Annotated in this window: 18 protein-coding genes and 2 riboswitches; of the genes, 6 read left to right on the forward strand and 12 right to left on the reverse strand. The window is 40.0% G+C overall.

What is annotated here, in order from left to right; genetic code table 11:
* A partial coding sequence (locus tag JF53_RS08600) for an IS3 family transposase (RefSeq protein WP_047982126.1) occupies positions 1-531 on the forward strand: 531 nt, incomplete at its 5' end.
* 107 nt (positions 532-638) lie between these two features.
* Here JF53_RS08600 and JF53_RS08605 read toward each other — a convergent pair.
* From JF53_RS08605 to JF53_RS08625, 5 genes are all read right to left on the reverse strand, one after another.
* Positions 639-1,334: an amino acid ABC transporter permease gene (locus tag JF53_RS08605; RefSeq protein ID WP_047980420.1), complete on the reverse strand. Its 696-nt coding sequence runs from the start codon at positions 1,332-1,334 to the stop codon at positions 639-641.
* A gap of 12 nt (positions 1,335-1,346) precedes the next feature.
* The gene (locus JF53_RS08610) at positions 1,347-2,186 is read right to left on the reverse strand and encodes a transporter substrate-binding domain-containing protein (RefSeq protein WP_047980421.1); all 840 of its coding nucleotides are present in this window, start codon (positions 2,184-2,186) and stop codon (positions 1,347-1,349) included.
* 281 nt (positions 2,187-2,467) lie between these two features.
* Positions 2,468-3,280, reverse strand: a complete 813-nt coding sequence (locus JF53_RS08615; RefSeq protein WP_047980422.1) for a YihY/virulence factor BrkB family protein — start codon at positions 3,278-3,280, stop codon at positions 2,468-2,470.
* A 19-nt stretch (positions 3,281-3,299) separates the two neighbouring features.
* The gene (locus tag JF53_RS08620; RefSeq protein WP_047980423.1) at positions 3,300-3,599 is read right to left on the reverse strand and encodes a hypothetical protein; all 300 of its coding nucleotides are present in this window, start codon (positions 3,597-3,599) and stop codon (positions 3,300-3,302) included.
* Positions 3,600-3,617: 18 nt separating this feature from the next.
* Positions 3,618-4,088, reverse strand: coding sequence for a low molecular weight protein-tyrosine-phosphatase (locus JF53_RS08625; RefSeq protein ID WP_047980424.1), 471 nt, complete (start codon positions 4,086-4,088; stop codon positions 3,618-3,620).
* Positions 4,089-4,247: 159 nt separating this feature from the next.
* Here JF53_RS08625 and JF53_RS08630 point away from each other — a divergent pair, with 159 nt between their 5' ends.
* Positions 4,248-5,606 carry an alanine/glycine:cation symporter family protein gene (locus tag JF53_RS08630; RefSeq protein WP_047980443.1) on the forward strand — a complete coding sequence of 453 codons (1,359 nt, stop codon included), beginning with the start codon at positions 4,248-4,250 and terminating at the stop codon, positions 5,604-5,606.
* A gap of 134 nt (positions 5,607-5,740) precedes the next feature.
* Here the strand turns inward: JF53_RS08630 and JF53_RS08635 are convergent, their stop codons facing one another.
* Positions 5,741-6,283, reverse strand: a complete 543-nt coding sequence (locus JF53_RS08635; protein WP_047980425.1) for a transcription repressor NadR — start codon at positions 6,281-6,283, stop codon at positions 5,741-5,743.
* A gap of 234 nt (positions 6,284-6,517) precedes the next feature.
* On the opposite strand from JF53_RS08635, the gene JF53_RS08640 reads away from it, so the two are divergent.
* Both JF53_RS08640 and JF53_RS08645 read left to right on the forward strand, forming a co-directional pair.
* Entirely contained in the window at positions 6,518-6,706 is a 189-nt protein-coding gene (locus tag JF53_RS08640) for a hypothetical protein (protein ID WP_047980426.1), read from the forward strand.
* Between the two features lies 1 nt (position 6,707).
* Positions 6,708-8,180 (forward strand): sodium:solute symporter family protein, encoded by a 1,473-nt coding sequence (locus JF53_RS08645; protein WP_047980427.1) that lies wholly within the window; start codon positions 6,708-6,710, stop codon positions 8,178-8,180.
* A gap of 198 nt (positions 8,181-8,378) precedes the next feature.
* Here the strand turns inward: JF53_RS08645 and JF53_RS08650 are convergent, their stop codons facing one another.
* The 6 genes from JF53_RS08650 to JF53_RS08675 all read right to left on the reverse strand — a co-directional run bounded on the left by JF53_RS08650 (position 8,379) and on the right by JF53_RS08675 (position 14,238).
* Positions 8,379-9,053, reverse strand: a complete 675-nt coding sequence (locus tag JF53_RS08650) for an SOS response-associated peptidase (protein WP_047980428.1) — start codon at positions 9,051-9,053, stop codon at positions 8,379-8,381.
* Positions 9,054-9,068: 15 nt separating this feature from the next.
* Complete coding sequence (locus JF53_RS08655) at positions 9,069-10,064, reverse strand: glutaminase (protein ID WP_047980429.1); 996 nt, start codon at positions 10,062-10,064, stop codon at positions 9,069-9,071.
* Between the two features lie 120 nt (positions 10,065-10,184).
* Positions 10,185-11,012, reverse strand: coding sequence for a MetQ/NlpA family ABC transporter substrate-binding protein (locus JF53_RS08660; protein WP_047980430.1), 828 nt, complete (start codon positions 11,010-11,012; stop codon positions 10,185-10,187).
* Between the two features lie 46 nt (positions 11,013-11,058).
* Positions 11,059-11,730 carry a methionine ABC transporter permease gene (locus JF53_RS08665; RefSeq protein ID WP_047980431.1) on the reverse strand — a complete coding sequence of 224 codons (672 nt, stop codon included), beginning with the start codon at positions 11,728-11,730 and terminating at the stop codon, positions 11,059-11,061.
* A 1-nt stretch (position 11,731) separates the two neighbouring features.
* Positions 11,732-12,736 carry a methionine ABC transporter ATP-binding protein gene (locus JF53_RS08670; RefSeq protein ID WP_047980432.1) on the reverse strand — a complete coding sequence of 335 codons (1,005 nt, stop codon included), beginning with the start codon at positions 12,734-12,736 and terminating at the stop codon, positions 11,732-11,734.
* Positions 12,737-12,827: 91 nt separating this feature from the next.
* Positions 12,828-12,933: riboswitch (SAM riboswitch) on the reverse strand.
* 132 nt (positions 12,934-13,065) lie between these two features.
* The gene (locus JF53_RS08675; protein WP_047980433.1) at positions 13,066-14,238 is read right to left on the reverse strand and encodes a pyridoxal phosphate-dependent aminotransferase; all 1,173 of its coding nucleotides are present in this window, start codon (positions 14,236-14,238) and stop codon (positions 13,066-13,068) included.
* Between the two features lie 150 nt (positions 14,239-14,388).
* A riboswitch (SAM riboswitch) is annotated at positions 14,389-14,489 on the forward strand.
* A 74-nt stretch (positions 14,490-14,563) separates the two neighbouring features.
* Here JF53_RS08675 and JF53_RS08680 point away from each other — a divergent pair.
* Both JF53_RS08680 and JF53_RS08685 read left to right on the forward strand, forming a co-directional pair.
* On the forward strand, positions 14,564-15,637 hold the full coding sequence (locus tag JF53_RS08680; RefSeq protein ID WP_047980434.1) for an iron-containing alcohol dehydrogenase family protein: 1,074 nt from the start codon (positions 14,564-14,566) through the stop codon (positions 15,635-15,637).
* Between the two features lie 12 nt (positions 15,638-15,649).
* Positions 15,650-16,444 carry a carbon-nitrogen family hydrolase gene (locus tag JF53_RS08685; protein ID WP_047980435.1) on the forward strand — a complete coding sequence of 265 codons (795 nt, stop codon included), beginning with the start codon at positions 15,650-15,652 and terminating at the stop codon, positions 16,442-16,444.
* Positions 16,445-16,775: the final 331 nt, after the last annotated feature.

Below are 16,775 nucleotides of genomic sequence, written 5' to 3' on the forward strand. Positions count from 1 at the left end.
ACCTATAAGCCACATAAACCGCAACATATAGCTGAAAATGTTTTAAATAGAAAATTCCAAGCCGACTATAACGCGATGGAAGTATTATTAACAGATGTCACTGAATTCAAGTACGGAGTTCATTCGAAAGCATATTTAAGTGCCATCTTGGATTATGGTGAAAATAAAATTGTAGCCTATAAATTATCACGACATAATAACAATGCCTTAGTACGTGATACGGTCACTCAGATTAAAGATACGATTATTCCAATGAAGACATTATTTCATAGTGATCGTGGCTTTCAATACACCTCCCATGGATTTAAAAACTTTGTGGAAGAACACAAAATTATCCAGAGCATGTCACGTGTTGGTAGATGTATTGATAACGGTCCAATGGAGAATTTTTGGGGGATCATCAAGGAAGAGATGTATCGATTAACCACTTATAACACATTTGAAGAATTAGAAAAAGATATTGAGGCTTATATTGAATTTTATAATACAAAGCGCGTGACGTTGAAGATGGGGCTAAGAATTCCAGCATAAGAAAAGCCATGCATGGAATTCATACATGGCACAAAAAATTTGTTTTTTTACCTGTCTACTTGACAGGGGGCAGTTCAGCTTAGCTAATCTCCTTTTTTCACTTCTAATCAATTTACTTTCATAAAATTTTCATATTTCTTTTCTAAGCGATCCTGTAAAAAGGAAATCGCTATTCCAATTGGCCAGTATATGAGCATGACCAATATATACATTGTCATCCCATCGAATGTTCGTCCAGCAACGATTTGTGCTTTTTGAAACAGCTCCGGAACTGTAATAATAGCAGCTAACGATGTACTGAGCATAACACTTAAAAACACATTAGCTAGCGGTGGAATGGCGATACGGATTGCCTGTGGCAAAATGATCTTCCACATTGTTTTCCAGTAGCTCATATTAAGCGCCTTCGCAGCCTCCCATTGCCCATTATCGACACTAGATAATGCCGCTCGATAAATTTCTGCAATGTAACCCGCACTATTTAACCCAAATGCAATCGATGCTGCAAGAAATGCCGTAAGCTTTATACCGATAATCGGGAGTCCATAATAGATTAAAAACAAAAACACGATAATTGGTGTACTCCGCATAAACGATATATAGATTCGCGATGGCCAGCGCAGCAGTATATTTTTGGAACGTCTGGCTAATGCGACGAAAAAGCCTAAAATAAGTCCGCCAACCATTCCGATAATTGCAAGCAATATGGTCATCGGTACCCCTTGTAGCAAAAATGGCAGACTCTCCCAGGCTAATTCAGCATCAAACATATTGTTTAACTGAACCTGATCAATTTCAAACATCGCCACACCCTACTATTCAATGCCTTCGATTTCAATTACTTCTTCTTCCGGTTCCTTTGATACATCTAATCCACCAAAGAATTCAGCTGAAATCTCCGTTAATGTCCCGTCTTCTTTCATTTCTGCAATAATATCATTGATTTTTTCAAGTAACACGGTCGCATCCTTATCTAGTGCTACGTTATTCGTAGTAGGATGGAATCGTAAATCTGGATGTAAGGTAATATTGAACTCTGGAAATGCTTGGATTGCCAGACTTTGCAAATAATAATCATTGATGACGACATCTGTACGACCATTGTGAACGTCTCGTAAGTATGCATCATTCGTGACATTTCCGTAGGTTACAACTTCTGCACCAAATTTCCTAGCAATATCACTATAAACCGTGGTATTTGCTCCACCAGCTTTTTTGCCAGCTAAATCTTCTAATGTTTGGATACCAGATAAATCATCTGATCTAACAATCATCGTTGCAAACGAATATTTAATTGGCTCTGAAAAAGCAAATTGTTCGCGACTAGCCTCTCTTGGACTTGCTTGTATCATATCTACACGGCCACTCTGAAGTGCCGTTAACATTGAATCAAAAGCCATTTCTTCAAATTTTATGTCTACTCCTAAGCGCTTCGCAATTTCACGAGCAACTTCTACATCATATCCAGTTAATTCATCAGATCCCTCTGGATAATAAGAAGCAGGATATAGTGTGCCAGCAGTACCTACTACAATTTCCCCTTTTTCTTCAATCGATGCCCAAACAGTATCTTTTACGTCCTCTTTGGAATCATCTCCACAACCACTAAGCACGACGATTAAACTTATGAATACAGCAAAAATAATTTTTTTCACGTTGCATCCCCCTCAATATTTAATCTGTTATACATATTTCAACAGTATAGATTGTAACAGTATTAAGTGATTAATACAAATATTGTTCACTATTTTCTAATCTGTCTCTACAATACAATCGTATCAAATGATAACAACCTGTACCCCTGATTCATTTTTCTGAAGTAGCCCCTTCCCATCTGTTTCGTCAGGTATAAACGTAGTTATTTAATGACGTTATGTTTACTTGAAATAGTGGATAAAATCACCATTAGATGACTTTACCCACTACACGTAATAAACTATTTCATTTTACTCAAAATTGCATTGATTATCCCGCCAACAATAACGATAAAGGCAGATATATAAAACCATATCATTAACGTAATCACAGCACCTAAGCTACCATATGTCGCGGAGTAATGACCTAAATTTGCAACGTAATACGAAAAGATAAGTGATACGAGCTGCCAGGTTACCGTAGCAAACAAAGCACCCCAGAAGACATCTCTGAAATAGACCTTTATATTCGGAGCAAGCTTATATAAGAATAGAAATACGATAAAAAATACAATCGATGTTACTACCCAACGGAGCATTTCCCATATATGGATAAAATCATCTGATAACCCAAAAAAGGAAAACAAATAAACACCGAGCATTCTGCCAAGAATCGGCAGCAAAATAGCTAGAACTAGGATACCCACCATAGCTATCGTTAAAATAAGTGCAATCATTCTAGAAACAATAAAAAGTCGATTCTCTTCCACCTCATAGGCATCGTTCAATACCCGCATAATTGCATTAATTCCATTCGATGCTGCCCATAGCGTACCAATAATACCGACAGATAAGAGTTGTCCATTTTGTTGATCCACTAAATGCTTAATATTATCTTCAATCAATTGCATCGAATCCGCCGGCGCAACACGCGATAGCATTCGTAGCAAAATTTGCTCATCTATTGGTAGGTAGCCTACAAGCGTAATAACCACAATCAATAACGGAAATAGTGATAATAGAAAAAAATAAGCTAATTGTGCGGAAAGACCAAAAGCCTCTTCCTCAAATATGCGCCCAATTAGCTTTTTTATAAAGGTCTTGATTCGTTCCAAGCTTCAACCTCCTACCCAATCAACCTCTAATTCGTTTCGTTCTTGAGCCTGCTGTTACCCGCTCGATTGTATTCTCCACCTGGGCAAGAGCATTTGTTGCATTTTCTGCCTGGTAGACAAATGCTTCACTGAATTCCTCCATAGCTAGCCTTGCATTATGAATTGATTCTGTTGGATGCTTTATCAGATAAGCTGATTTTTCCTTATCATTACTCAGCTTATATTTGGTATATCCTCTTGTTTCTCGGTCGAATAATGCTGTCATACCACCTACCTCAGCACCAATTGCAATACTTGCTAATAATCGTTTTTTACCCACTTAGCACCTCTCCTTTTGTTATATGTTATGGTTGCTTCTAATATACGAAAGCAGATTAGAACAGCCCTCCGAAACTAATTCATAAGTGTACTCAAAGTCACCAGTATAGTACGGGTCGGGTACATTCCGTTCTTTCGGCTGGTCCACAAACTCCATTAGTTTCTTTACCATAACATGTTCGTTTCCTGCATGAATTTGTTTTAAATCATTTATATTTTGGTCATCCATCGCAATAATATAATCAAATTCTTCCCAATCACTCTTTTTAACCTGTCTTACTCGTATTCCATCATATGAAATTTTTTCTCGGTCCAAAATCGTTCTTGTTCCCTTATGTGGCGGCTCCCCTACATGCCAGCCACCAATTCCACCTGAATCCACACTAATTTCATCGGCTAACCCCGCTTGCTGTAGCTGATGACGAAAAATTGCTTCGGCCATTGGAGAACGGCAAATATTTCCTAAACAAACAAATAAAACGTTAATCATGTCCTTAACCACCCTTCAATCCCTATTATAATCAAACTTTTCACGCAGTTTAAGTAAAAAGAATGTCAATAAGCTGGGTGTCATTTGCTGTTTACAGTTATTTTTGTTAATTTATGAAAATATTATAGAGGTAATCTAATGGAAAAGGAGGAAATCGTCATGCAACAATTAATCAATGACATCAGTTCATTTGTTTGGGGACCACCTACCTTGATTTTAGTAGTGGGAACTGGGATTTATTTAACGTTGCGACTAGGATTTTTACAAATTCGTACACTCCCCTATGCACTTCGATTAGCATTTAGTCCAACCAGACAAGATAAACAGTCAAAAGGCGATATTAGTCATTATCAAGCGTTAACAACCGCTATGGCTGCCACAATTGGAACTGGTAACATTGTTGGGGTGGCCACCGCTGTTGTAGCCGGTGGACCTGGTGCAGTTTTTTGGATGTGGATTACAGCATTATTTGGCATGGCAACCAAATACGCTGAAGCAATTTTAGCGGTTAAATACCGGGTCCAAAACAGGAAAGGCGAAATGTCCGGCGGTCCAATGTACTATTTAGAAAAAGGATTACATGCAAAATGGCTTGGGGTTTTATTTGCCATTTTCGGTGCAATTGCTGCATTCGGTATTGGAAATATGGTACAAGCAAACTCAGTATCGGACGCGCTTCAAAATTCTTTTAGTATCCCTACCTGGGTGACGGGAATAGTATTAACTCTGTTAGCAGCAGTTGTCATCCTCGGCGGTATTAAAAGCATCGGAAAAGTAACAGCTTTTTTCGTACCTATTATGGCTTTATTTTACGTCATAGGCGGACTAATTATTATCATCATGAATCTCAATATCGTCCCTCAAGCAATCGAATTAATTTTTACAGACGCTTTCACAGCAAGTGCTGTTGGTGGTGGAATACTCGGAACTGTTATTCGCTATGGTGTCGCTCGTGGAGTGTTCTCCAATGAGGCAGGTTTAGGCTCTGCTCCAATCGCAGCTGCAGCAGCTAAGACAGATTACCCTGGACGGCAAGCTCTCGTATCCATGACTCAAGTATTTATCGATACGATAATTGTTTGTTCCATTACCGGAATCACGATTGTCATGGCAGACCTTAGCAGTAGTGGATTAGAAGGTGGTCCGCTAACGTCAGCATCCTTTGCAGCATTTCTAGGTGATGCCGGCAGTTATATCGTAACCATCGCGATTGTTTTATTCGCGTTTTCTACTATTGTTGGCTGGTCTTATTACGGAGAGAAATGCTTTGCCTACTTGTTTAACGATCGTGTCGTCCCTATCTACCGCGTACTATTCGTTCTCGCGGTCATGTATGGTGCGATTGAAACGCTGGATCTTGTCTGGGGAATTTCTGATATTATGAATGCATTGATGGCAGTACCAAACCTAATAGGTATAATTGGTCTTTCTGGGGTTGTTGCCTATGAAACGAAGAAATTCTTAAAGGTGGCCAAGGAGGAAAAGGAACAGCGGAAGTTTGGTAGTACGTCGTCGTAACACTGAGAACACATAGATAGAAGGATTAGAAAAGGTTGGGGAAAATTCTATTTACCCCAACCTTTTCTAAAGCTCTTCTTAAACTTTTATCTGTACATTACGGAAATACTTTTCCCCAGGTGCGCTAAATTCCATTAATCCTCTAATAAATACCCCGCTTCCCTTAATGCATCACAAGCCTCATTTAACACTTCATCACTATCCGCTTCAATCGTATGTAGGTGAACACCCTCTGTTAATTTAGATAATAATGATGCACCTGTTTTCTTTAATTCAGCGAGAAAAACATCTACTTCTTTTCTATTTTTTAGCATTAACGATCCTGTTATATCACCATAGATTGGATGTTCCACCATGACATTTTGAACCGTTACACCGTGATCTACTAACCTATAGAGTTCATCAGCGGTCTGTTCTGATGAATGGGAAACAACAATGACACGTGTTGATTTTTTGTTCGCATGATTTTCTTTAAAATAGACATAGCCTCTTGCTGTGGCAATAATGGGTTCGCCCGTTGCTTTTAATAAAGAAATATCCTGAACAATTACTTGCCGACTAACATGGGTACGCTCTGATAGTTCTTTTCCAGTGATTGGCTCACCTTCCGACTTCAGCCAAGCTAAAATCATTTCTCGCCGCTTTTCTCCAAATAGTTTAGTGGTTTCCCCTTTCATCTTAAACCCTCCGCATACGTTTCGTTCTTCCTGCCATACTACCGATATACCGTTTGATTACTTCTTATTATAGCTAACTTGATGTGATAACGCATTATTTCTACCTCACTTCAAAAATTAGGGATTGATTTTTAGATTCCATTGTGTAAATATATGTGTAAAGACACTTGTAAACTATAAACTTTACAAAACTATGAATGCTATTAAAAAATATCGTAAGGGAGACGAGCCTAAATGGAAAAGAAGCTATCAAATCGATTTTGGGGAATTGTTATCGTTCTTGCTATTCTACTTGCCTATATCATCCCATTTACTATACTGTCTGATGTTCAGGCATGGTATGGAAGCTTTTTATATTGGGGAATAACCGGAATCGTCATTATTATTGCGAATGTCATGATTACCAAGGGTTGGAGGGAATAACTTGAATACTAGTTTTGTCATATGGGGAATTGTCATCTATACAATAGTCGCTTCCGTGATTGCGTTATTGTCACGAAAAGGAAACCTGCCAGGAATGGCTGGTTATTTTATCGGAAATCGTAAAATGAATGGAATCTTATCGGCACTTAGCTATAGCACAACAACCTACAGTGCTTTTATGATGGTTGGTTTAGCTGGACTTACTTATCAAGGCGGTGTCGGTGCATTAGGTTTTGAAATTGTCTATTTTACAGGTGTATCACTTATCGTACTTTTTGGCCCGCGCTTTTGGCTGGCTGGTAAAAAGAATGGCTATGTGACCCCTTCAGAAATGGTAGGGGATCGATTCCAAAGCAAAGGAGTCGCTGCAGTAATTGCACTTGTTAGTTGTTTATTTTTAATCCCATATAGTGCAGTTCAATTAGCTGGGGTTGGCTATTTATTACAAGGTATCACCAATAATGCGATTCCATTTACAGCTGGTGTGATTATCGCAACTGTATTGGCATTATTTTTCTCTTATACAGCTGGGATTCGTTCAGTGGTTTGGACCGATTCACTGCAAGCCATTTTCATGATTATCACATCGACTTTGGTTGTTATTATTATTGTTAATTCACTTGGTGGATTTGGTCAATTCTTTGATACTTTACAAACAACGAAGCCAGAAGCTTTGTCTGTACCTGGAAATGGTTATTTTAATTTCTTAACATTTTTAGGACTCACGATCCCATGGTTTTTCTTTAGTATTTCGAATCCACAGGTAAGTCAGCGCATGTTTATGCCTAATTCCTTAAAAGGATTGCGACAAATGCTGATTGGCTTTCTTGTATTTGGATTAATTTATACATTTGTATCGGTACTATGGGGATTCTCCGCAATGCAGCTCTTCCCTGGCTTAGAAACAGCCGATTTGGCAACACCTAGTTTGTTATCATCAGAAGTGGTTCCGCCGGTACTTGGCGTCATTGTCATGGTTGGAATACTAGCTGCAGCAGTATCCACCATTGATTCCATTATGCTAACTCTGTCATCGATGTTTGCTCGCGATGTCTATGGAAATACTCGTAATCGGCCTGACGATACGAAACAATTAAAAGTTGGGAAAATCGTTATCCCAGTAATCGCCATCTTAGCCTATGCATTCGCTGAGCTTGAATTAAACTTAATCGCGGTACTATCAGTCGCTGCATCTTCTGGTTTAATTGTCGTCGTACCAGCGTTCTTTGGAACCTTCTTCTGGAAGCGCGGAACAGCAGCAGGAGTCATCTCCAGCGTAACAATTAGTGCAGTTCTTGTGCTATTCCTTGAGCTAACAAAATGGAAGCCACTAGATTTAGGCTCTGGGATTTGGGGACTAATCATATCAACCATTCTGTTTATTGGCGTTAGTCTAATCACTCGAGCACCAGAGGAAAAAGCAAACGAATTTATTCATATTATGAAGAACTATAGAAAGGAAAAGCAACTATAGATTTTTAAAGCCCTTGAGCGTGGTGCTTAAGGGCTTTTTGTATGGCTGGATGAGGGACTGAGCTGGGTGGGTCTAGTTCTCTGAGTCATTTTTCTGCCCGATTCGAGGAGAACTGGACTTGAGACCAATTCTCTGAGCCATTTTCCAGACCGATTCATGAAAAACTCTACCTGAGCAATCTCTCAGCACCAATCCTCATCAATCCACAAGTGGGGTAATACATGATTCATCATTGTTCTTAGCAGCATTGACATAGTTGGATACGTTATATGCAGTTAATTCCTGAGTGTGTTCCACTAATCCTGCCAAAAATTCATGCGCCTCCCCTGTCTCCATATGTTCCGGCTTAATCCATTCTTCTTCCTTTTCCTTAGGCAAAATAATTGGCATACGGTGATGGATATTCTGCATGAATGGATTCGCCTCGCGTGTCAGAATGGTGCAGGTGAATAGCGTTTTATCATTATGATGCCATTTGTCCCAAAGACCAGCAAAAGCAAATAGTTTACGTTCAGCTAGATGGATTCGTTTCGGCTGCTTCTGGTCTTCTGTTCGTTGCCATTCATAAAAGCTATCTGCCACAATTAAGCAACGTTTTCGAGAGATTAGATTTTTAAAGCTAGGCTTTTCATGTGCCGATTCACTTCTAGCATTAATCATTTTATAGCCGATTTTTTCATCCTGTGCCCATGACGGGACAAGTCCCCAGCGTAAATAACCAGCTCGCTTTGCCTTACCGTCATGAATGATTGCGAGCACGTCTTGACCCGGAGCAATATTATAGCTAGGATGAAAACCTTCAATCGCTCGTTCGATACCAAACTCCTCGAGAATTTCTAATTCATCAGCTAGTAACGTATACCTTCCACACATACCATTTCTCCCCCATCAAAAAATACTTAAATCCCATTGTGATGCAATATGTTTTAATAGTTTCATTCCTGCGATACTATTTCCTCTTTCCTCAAGTGAGGGACCAAAAACTCCGATTCCACACCCTTCGATAAACGGAAATGTCGCATGGCGAACTCGTGGTGGAGCTACTGCAACGATACCACCAGACACGCCACTTTTGGCTGGAATGCCAACATAAGTAGCAAATTTCCCAGAGGCGTCATACATTCCACAGGTGAGCATTAACGCTTTAGCAATACGGGCAATTTGGCGAGGGATAATTTCCTCTTCATTAGAAGGGTCCTGTCCATCACACGCTAAAATTAAGCCTATTTTCGCTAAATCATCTACCGTTATTTCAATCGAGCATTGTTTAAAATAGGTCTCTAATGTTATTTCGAGGTCTGACTCCAAAAATCCTGTCTCAATCAAATAATAACCGATTGCACGATTTCGTGCGGAGGATGCGTTTTCAGACTGATACACCTCTTCGTTTATAGAAGGTCGATAACCAATCATTTTTTCCAAAAGCTCAAACATAGGATTGAGCTTTTCATCAGCTGTTTTGCCATTTAGCATCGAACTAACAGTTAGTGCACCGGCATTTACAAATGGATTAAAGGGCTTATTTAAACTCTTCATCTCTAAATGCATGATAGAGTTAAATGCTTCTCCGGTTGGTTCCACATCAACTCTGTCTAAAACATAACCAACTCCTCTTTCCATACATGCTACAACAAAGCTAATTACTTTGGAAATGCTTTGAATGGTAAAGGGGACATCGACATCCCCCGAACGAATGATCATGCCATTTTTTCCATGGATCGTTATTCCTAAATGATTCGGATTTGCTTTACTCAAAATCGGAATATAGGAAGCTACCTCCCCTTCTTCGGTAGATTTCCGGTAAAAAGCAACCCAATCATCCACATAATTCTGTAGCCAATCTTTATCAAGCTTTGTATTCCAATTCACTGTGCCCTGGACCACACGCGTTCACCTCAGCTGTTAGCATTACCCTTTAGTATGTATCGTAATCAGCTGGATATGAACTAGACATGTGTTGCAGTATCCAAAAAAAAAGAGCACCCGCAGGCACTCTTCTCTCCATTATCTATTCAGCATCCACTCTGGTTTCCCAAAGCCTTGGAATTCTTCATCGATAATTGCTTCAAACTCTTCTGACTCAATAACTTCTTTAATATCTTTTACAAATTGTGCATCTAAATCTTTTGTATTAACAACGACACGGTTACGGTAATCATCTGGCATGTTTTCCAGTGCAAGTGCATCTAATAAATCCATTTCCGCAGCAAGGGCAAAGTTACCAGGAACCGCTGCTAAATCTTCACTTTCCACTGCACGTGGTAATTGTCCAGCCTCGATTTCTTCAAAGTTGATGTTTTTCGGATTCTCTACAATATCCTTCACAGAAGCCGTAAGTGGATCTACTTCTTCGCTAATTGTAATTAACCCTTCATCTTGAAGCATTAATAATGTTCTTGCTAGGTTTGTTGGGTCATTAGCAATGACAATTGTACTTCCGTCTTCAATGGCATCGATACTATCGTATTTATTCGAAAATAGACCCATTGGAGCTGTCGGAACAATAATAACTTCAGATAAATCTAACCCATTCTCTTCAGCAAATGCTTCTAGATAAATTTTATGTTGGAAAAGATTCGCGTCTAAATCACCATTTGCCAATGCATTATTCGGTTGGATGTAATCACTAAACTCGGTATTTTTTACTTCATAGCCTTTTTCTTCTAATAATGGTGCAATTGCTTTTGTTACCATATCACTGTATGGTCCAGTCGTTGCACCGAATTGGATGGTCTTTTTCTCACCATCTGCTTCGGTTCCCTCATCAGAGCCACAAGCAGCAAGAATTCCTACGAATAGTAATGCGATAAGTGCTACTAGATATTTTTTCATTGATTCATTTCCCCCTACGTAATTTTTTTCAAATGATTATAGTTACTTAGCGTTTGTTTACAACTTTTGCTAGAAAATCGCCAAGATACTGTATGAACTGAACTAACACGATTAAGATAATAACTGTCGTAAACATGACCGTATCGTCGTATCGATAATAGCCATAACGAATAGCTAAATCTCCTATTCCGCCTCCGCCAACTGTTCCAGCCATGGCAGAATATCCAATTAAGCTAATACATGTAATCGTCAGACCACTTATTAAGCCTGATTTCGCCTCTGGTAAAATAATCTCTCGGATAATCATCCAAGGCGATGCACCAACTGCGACGGCCGCTTCGATAACACCTTTATCAATTTCGCGGGCAGCTGTCTCCACAATCCTTGCATAAAACGGAATGGCAGCTACTGATAAGGAAACTGACGCAGCAAGTGGTCCGATTGTTGTATGTACAATTGCTTTTGTCAATGGGATTAAAAATACAAGTAAAATTAGGAATGGTACTGATCGAACTAAGTTCACAACGATTCCAGTAAGTAGCTTTAAAAATCGATTCTCTAAAAATAGTCCCCGGTCTGTTACATATAACAAAATTCCCATTGGCAATCCGATAAGTAGTGCAACTACTAATGCTATGCCAACCATCAGTAACGTCTCAAAAAATGCTGTATTCAATTCTGGTAATAACTCCACAATTCGGTTAACTATATCTGCCATGTTACTGGATCACCTCCACTTGCTGAATTCGGTCTTCTAAGTAACGAATGGCACCATCTATTTCAGATTGCTCACCATTTAGCTCCATAATGAATATCCCAAGCGGTGTTTCTTTGATATACTCCACTTTTCCGTGAAGAATATTTCCACTTACCTTATGTTTCTGCAGCATATCCGATACAACTGCTTCACTAGCTAAATTACCTCTAAATTGTAATTGCACTAATGTTCCAGTACAGGCTTCTACTAGCTTTTGTGGCAACTCAAAATCCAACACACTTTTAATAAACTGCTTCGTTAATGGTTTTGTTGGTTCTGCAAATATGTCATAGGATTGCCCTTCCTCAATAACCTTACCATCCTGCATGACCGCACAGCGATCGCAAATTTCCTTTACGACTTCCATTTCGTGGGTAATGATAACGATGGTAATGCCTAATTCTTGATTGATTTTCTTCAATAGCTTCAGAATCGATTTCGTCGTACTTGGATCTAGAGCAGAGGTTGCCTCATCGCAAAGCAATACTTTAGGATTATTTGCCAATGCACGTGCGATACTAACACGCTGCTTTTGCCCACCACTCAATTGAGCAGGGTAATGATCTACTTTATCGGATAAACCAACTAATTCCAGTAGTTCCAAGACACGTTCTTTGCGTTTGCGCTTTTCCATCCCTGCTGCTTTTAGGGCAAAAGCAATATTATCAAACACTGTTTTCGATGACACTAAATAAAATCCTTGAAAGATCATTCCGATAGATTGTCTTTCCTGGCGAAGTGCTTTGTCAGAAAGGCTAAGTAAATCGACACCATCAATGATAACTTTCCCAGTGGTCGGTCTCTCCAACACATTTATACACCGAATCAACGTACTTTTACCGGCGCCACTATACCCAACGATGCCATAGATTTCCCCTTTTTCAATCGTCAAAGAAACATTATCAACACCGACAACGGTGCCTGACTTCGTTTTAAATATCTTGCTAATATTTTCAATGGCTATCATTTCTTTCCTCACTCCACATAAACTCTTCAATTTTAAAAAATAAAAAAAGACCCTCTTCCACCTGAAAGAGAGTCTTGAATAATCTATTCAATCCTTATCTTTCAGAATGCACAACATTCTGCAGGAGGTAGCACCACTCACTAGGAAGGTTGCTGTGACGTCTTCGGGCCTGTTCCCTCAGTCACTCTGGATAAGATAACGTTCTTATTTAATTTTTATGCTAGCTATTATATTAATCTCGGATTCGTAATTTGTCAATGTATTTTCAGTAAATTTTCAGAAGTATCCATTATTCTGCATTTACTAAACTAGTAGAAGCAATCGCTAGTTTAAAAAATTCCTAAACTCCCAATTCGTTCAGCCGCTTCAACTAGCCTGTCTTCATGATCTAGTAAACCAAGTCGCACATACCCTTCTCCACTTTCGCCAAATCCATTACCTGGGGCAACTACGACATGTGCTTTTTCTAGTAAAAGGTCAGCAAATTCCTCAGAAGTATACCCTTCAGGTACCGGTAACCAAGCAAAAAAAGTACCCTTTGGTGCTTCTACCTGCCAGCCAATGTCATATAATCTCTGAATAAATTTATCCCTGCGAGCTTGGTAGGTTTGAACAAGCTCCCCTACACTCTGTTGATCACCTAGTAATGCTTTCGCTGCCGCATGCTGTATACCACTGAACAAACTAACATACAGATGGTCCTGAATTAAGTTTATGCTTTCAATCACTGATTTATTTCCAACCGCAAAACCAACTCGCCACCCTGCCATATTATACGTTTTCGATAACGTGTACATCTCAATACCAATGTCTTTTGCACCTTCAGATTGAAGGAAGCTTTGTGGTTTTTCCCCGTCAAACCCTATCGCACCGTATGCAAAATCATGTACGACACAAATTTGATGCTTGTTAGCTAATGCAATTGTTTCATCGAAAAACGTCTTTGTTGCAATTCCGGCTGTAGGATTATTAGGGTAATTTAAAAACATTAATTTTGCCCGGTCTAACTCATTTGTAGGAATGGCGGAATAATCTGGTAAGAAATCATGTTCTGCCTTTAATGGCATTAACGCAATATCTGCATTAGCCATCGCAATACCCGACATATAGTCTGGATAACCTGGATCAGGTACAAGTGCAAGATCTCCTGCGTTTAACAAGCATTGACTTATTTCCACTAAGCCTGTCTTGGCACCAAATAACACAGCTACTTCTGTTTGTGGGTCGACATCGACGTCATATTCACGTTTATAGAATGCCGCTATTGCTTCCTTCAGAAATGGTTGCCCGCGAAACGGGGAATACTTATGGTTTTGTGGGTCAATTGAAGCTACCCTCAGTTCCTCTACAATATGTTCAGGAGTTGGAAGATCTGGATTTCCTTGTCCTAGATTGATAATGTCATGGCCTTCATTTGCCAACTTTTGAACTTTTTGAACGAGTTTTGCGAAAAACTGCTCGGGTAATCGTTTTAACAAATCAGCTTGTTCAAAGTGATGCATGTCGTTTCACTCTCCTGAAAAATCTGTAAAATTCTAGTTACTAACTATAGTCATTCACACGACGTTTGTAAAGTACTTTTTTTAGCGGTTCCATTGACAATCACAGCACGGGGTGGGATAATGCTTCATAATAATCCGAAAATAAAAACACTCTTATGACGAGAAGGTGGAGGGAATGGCCCAATGAAGCCCGGCAACCGGTTGAATATCAGCACGGTGCTAAATCCTGCAGATAGATTGCGAGATAAGAGAAGGTCCTAGCCACCACACCCCTCTCTTTTCTAGTGAAGTGAGGGTTATTTTATTGACCGAGAGGAGAAACAAGATGGAAGTCATCCAAGTAAAAGGAGCACCCAATTTATACTTAGGCTATGAAGGTGTACTTGATGAACTAACAATTCTTTTAGATGAACATCACTTTCATCAGCCAGTCGTTATACATGGGGATGCATCCTGGAAGGCAGCAAAGACGTATATCACCTTACCAGAACAAACAACCTATATAAACTATCACGGCGATTGTACACATGAAGAAGTAGATAGAGTTCGTGTACTAACAACAGCAGCACACACTGATGTCATTATTGGCGTTGGTGGCGGAAAAATTTTAGACATTGCAAAAGGGGTTGGCGCTAAGCAAGGTCTACCTGTCATCCTCATCCCAACGCTTGCTTCCAATTGTGCTGCATGGACCCCATTGAGCGTGTTCTATGATACAGAAGGTAATTTTTTGGAATATATTGTTTTCCCGCAAAGTACATACATGGTTCTCCTTGAACCACGAATCATTATCGATTCTCCAGTAGCATTTTTACGAGCGGGTATAGGCGATACCATTGCGAAATGGTATGAGGCAGATGTTTTAACACGCCAGCTCGAGCCAAGGCCCATTACGTTAGAAATAGCTCTTCATGCTGCCCGCCTATGTCGTGATGTATTACTTGAAGAAGGAAACAAAGCAATTGAAGCACTTAACACGAAGACGATGTCTGTGGAATTTGTTCGTATCATCGAAACAATCATTATGGCAGGTGGGATGGTTGGTAGTTATGGTGATCAGTACGGGAGAATTTCCGGTGCCCACTCGATTCATAATGGACTAACCTATGTGAGCGAGACCCATCAGCATCTTCACGGGGATAAAGTGGCTTTTGGTGTGTTAGTACAATTGGCGATAGAGGATCGTTTAGATGAGGTAGAACAATTACTGCCTTACTATAATGCCTTGGAGCTTCCAACCTCACTTCGAGCACTTGGCATCACAGAAAATGTAGCTAATGCCATTCAAATCATCGCTGAAGGTGCCACAAAGCCTGGCGAATCGATTCACCTGATGGGAGTTTCTGACCCAAAGCAAGTAGCAGCTGCTATACGTGCAATTGATAATTTAAAACAGTAGGGGCGTTTAATAATGGGATTGAATGTGTCGCTTATTCAAATGGATATTGCCTTTGGTAATCCAAAAGCTAATTATGACCATGTTGAAAAGCTATTTAACAAGTTAACGGAAACAAAGCCTGATGTTGTAGTACTACCCGAGCTGTGGACAACAGGCTATGATTTAACCCGCTTGGATGAGATTGCTGATGATAATGGAACGGAATCGATCCAGTTTATTAGCAAACTAGCTAGCCACTACCGTACAAATATTATTGGTGGTTCTATCGCTAAACATGCTAATCAAAAATTCACCAATACCCTAATTGTCGCGAACCAGCAAGGGGAGCTCGTGAAGGAGTACAGTAAAGCACATCTATTCCGTCTTATGAATGAGGAAAAGCACCTTGTTGAAGGAAATGAGACTGGTACCTTTGAACTTGCTGGTCATAAAAGTGCTGGGGTCATTTGCTACGACATCCGCTTTCCTGAATGGATTCGAACCCATATACTGGATGGCGCAAAGATTTTGTATGTCGTCGCTGAATGGCCAAAGTCTAGGATCGATCATTGGCGAGCATTACTGATTAGTCGTGCGATTGAAAATCAATGCTTTGTGGTCGCTTGTAACCGAGTGGGGTCTGATCCGAATAATGTATTCGGGGGACATTCGATTGTCATTGGACCTTGGGGAGAAATTATCGCAGAGGCTAGTGAAGAAGAAGTAATCCTAGAAGCAGAAATTGATATAGATCAAGTGGATGAAGTACGGAATACGATTCCAATTTTTAAGGATCGCAGACCAGATATTTACAACATTTCATTATAAAAAAGGCAGGCTGTGTCATAAGTAAAATGAGAAGATAAAAGGACGAACAATGCACTGATTCAGCGTAGGGAATATGCGTAGACTCCTGTGGGAGGAAGGGATTAGGTGAGACCCCGCAGTGAGGGTGCTACTTGAATAACCTTCTTCGTTCCCTTGCGCTGAGGAAGCATACTCCGAAGCGATACTAGCAGACACAGGCGCACTGCTTTTCAGCGCGAGGAGGCTCACCAGCCCCCCGCGGCAAGGTAGACACTGCGAGGTAGTTTCGATTAGATGTCACCCCTGTGCTGGAAGTGAAAGCGAAGTATATTCCCGGAGCGGGTATCGTGCT

Source organism: Ornithinibacillus contaminans (assembly GCF_001038425.2).
In the GTDB taxonomy this organism is placed as follows: domain Bacteria; phylum Bacillota; class Bacilli; order Bacillales; family Amphibacillaceae; genus Ornithinibacillus; species Ornithinibacillus contaminans.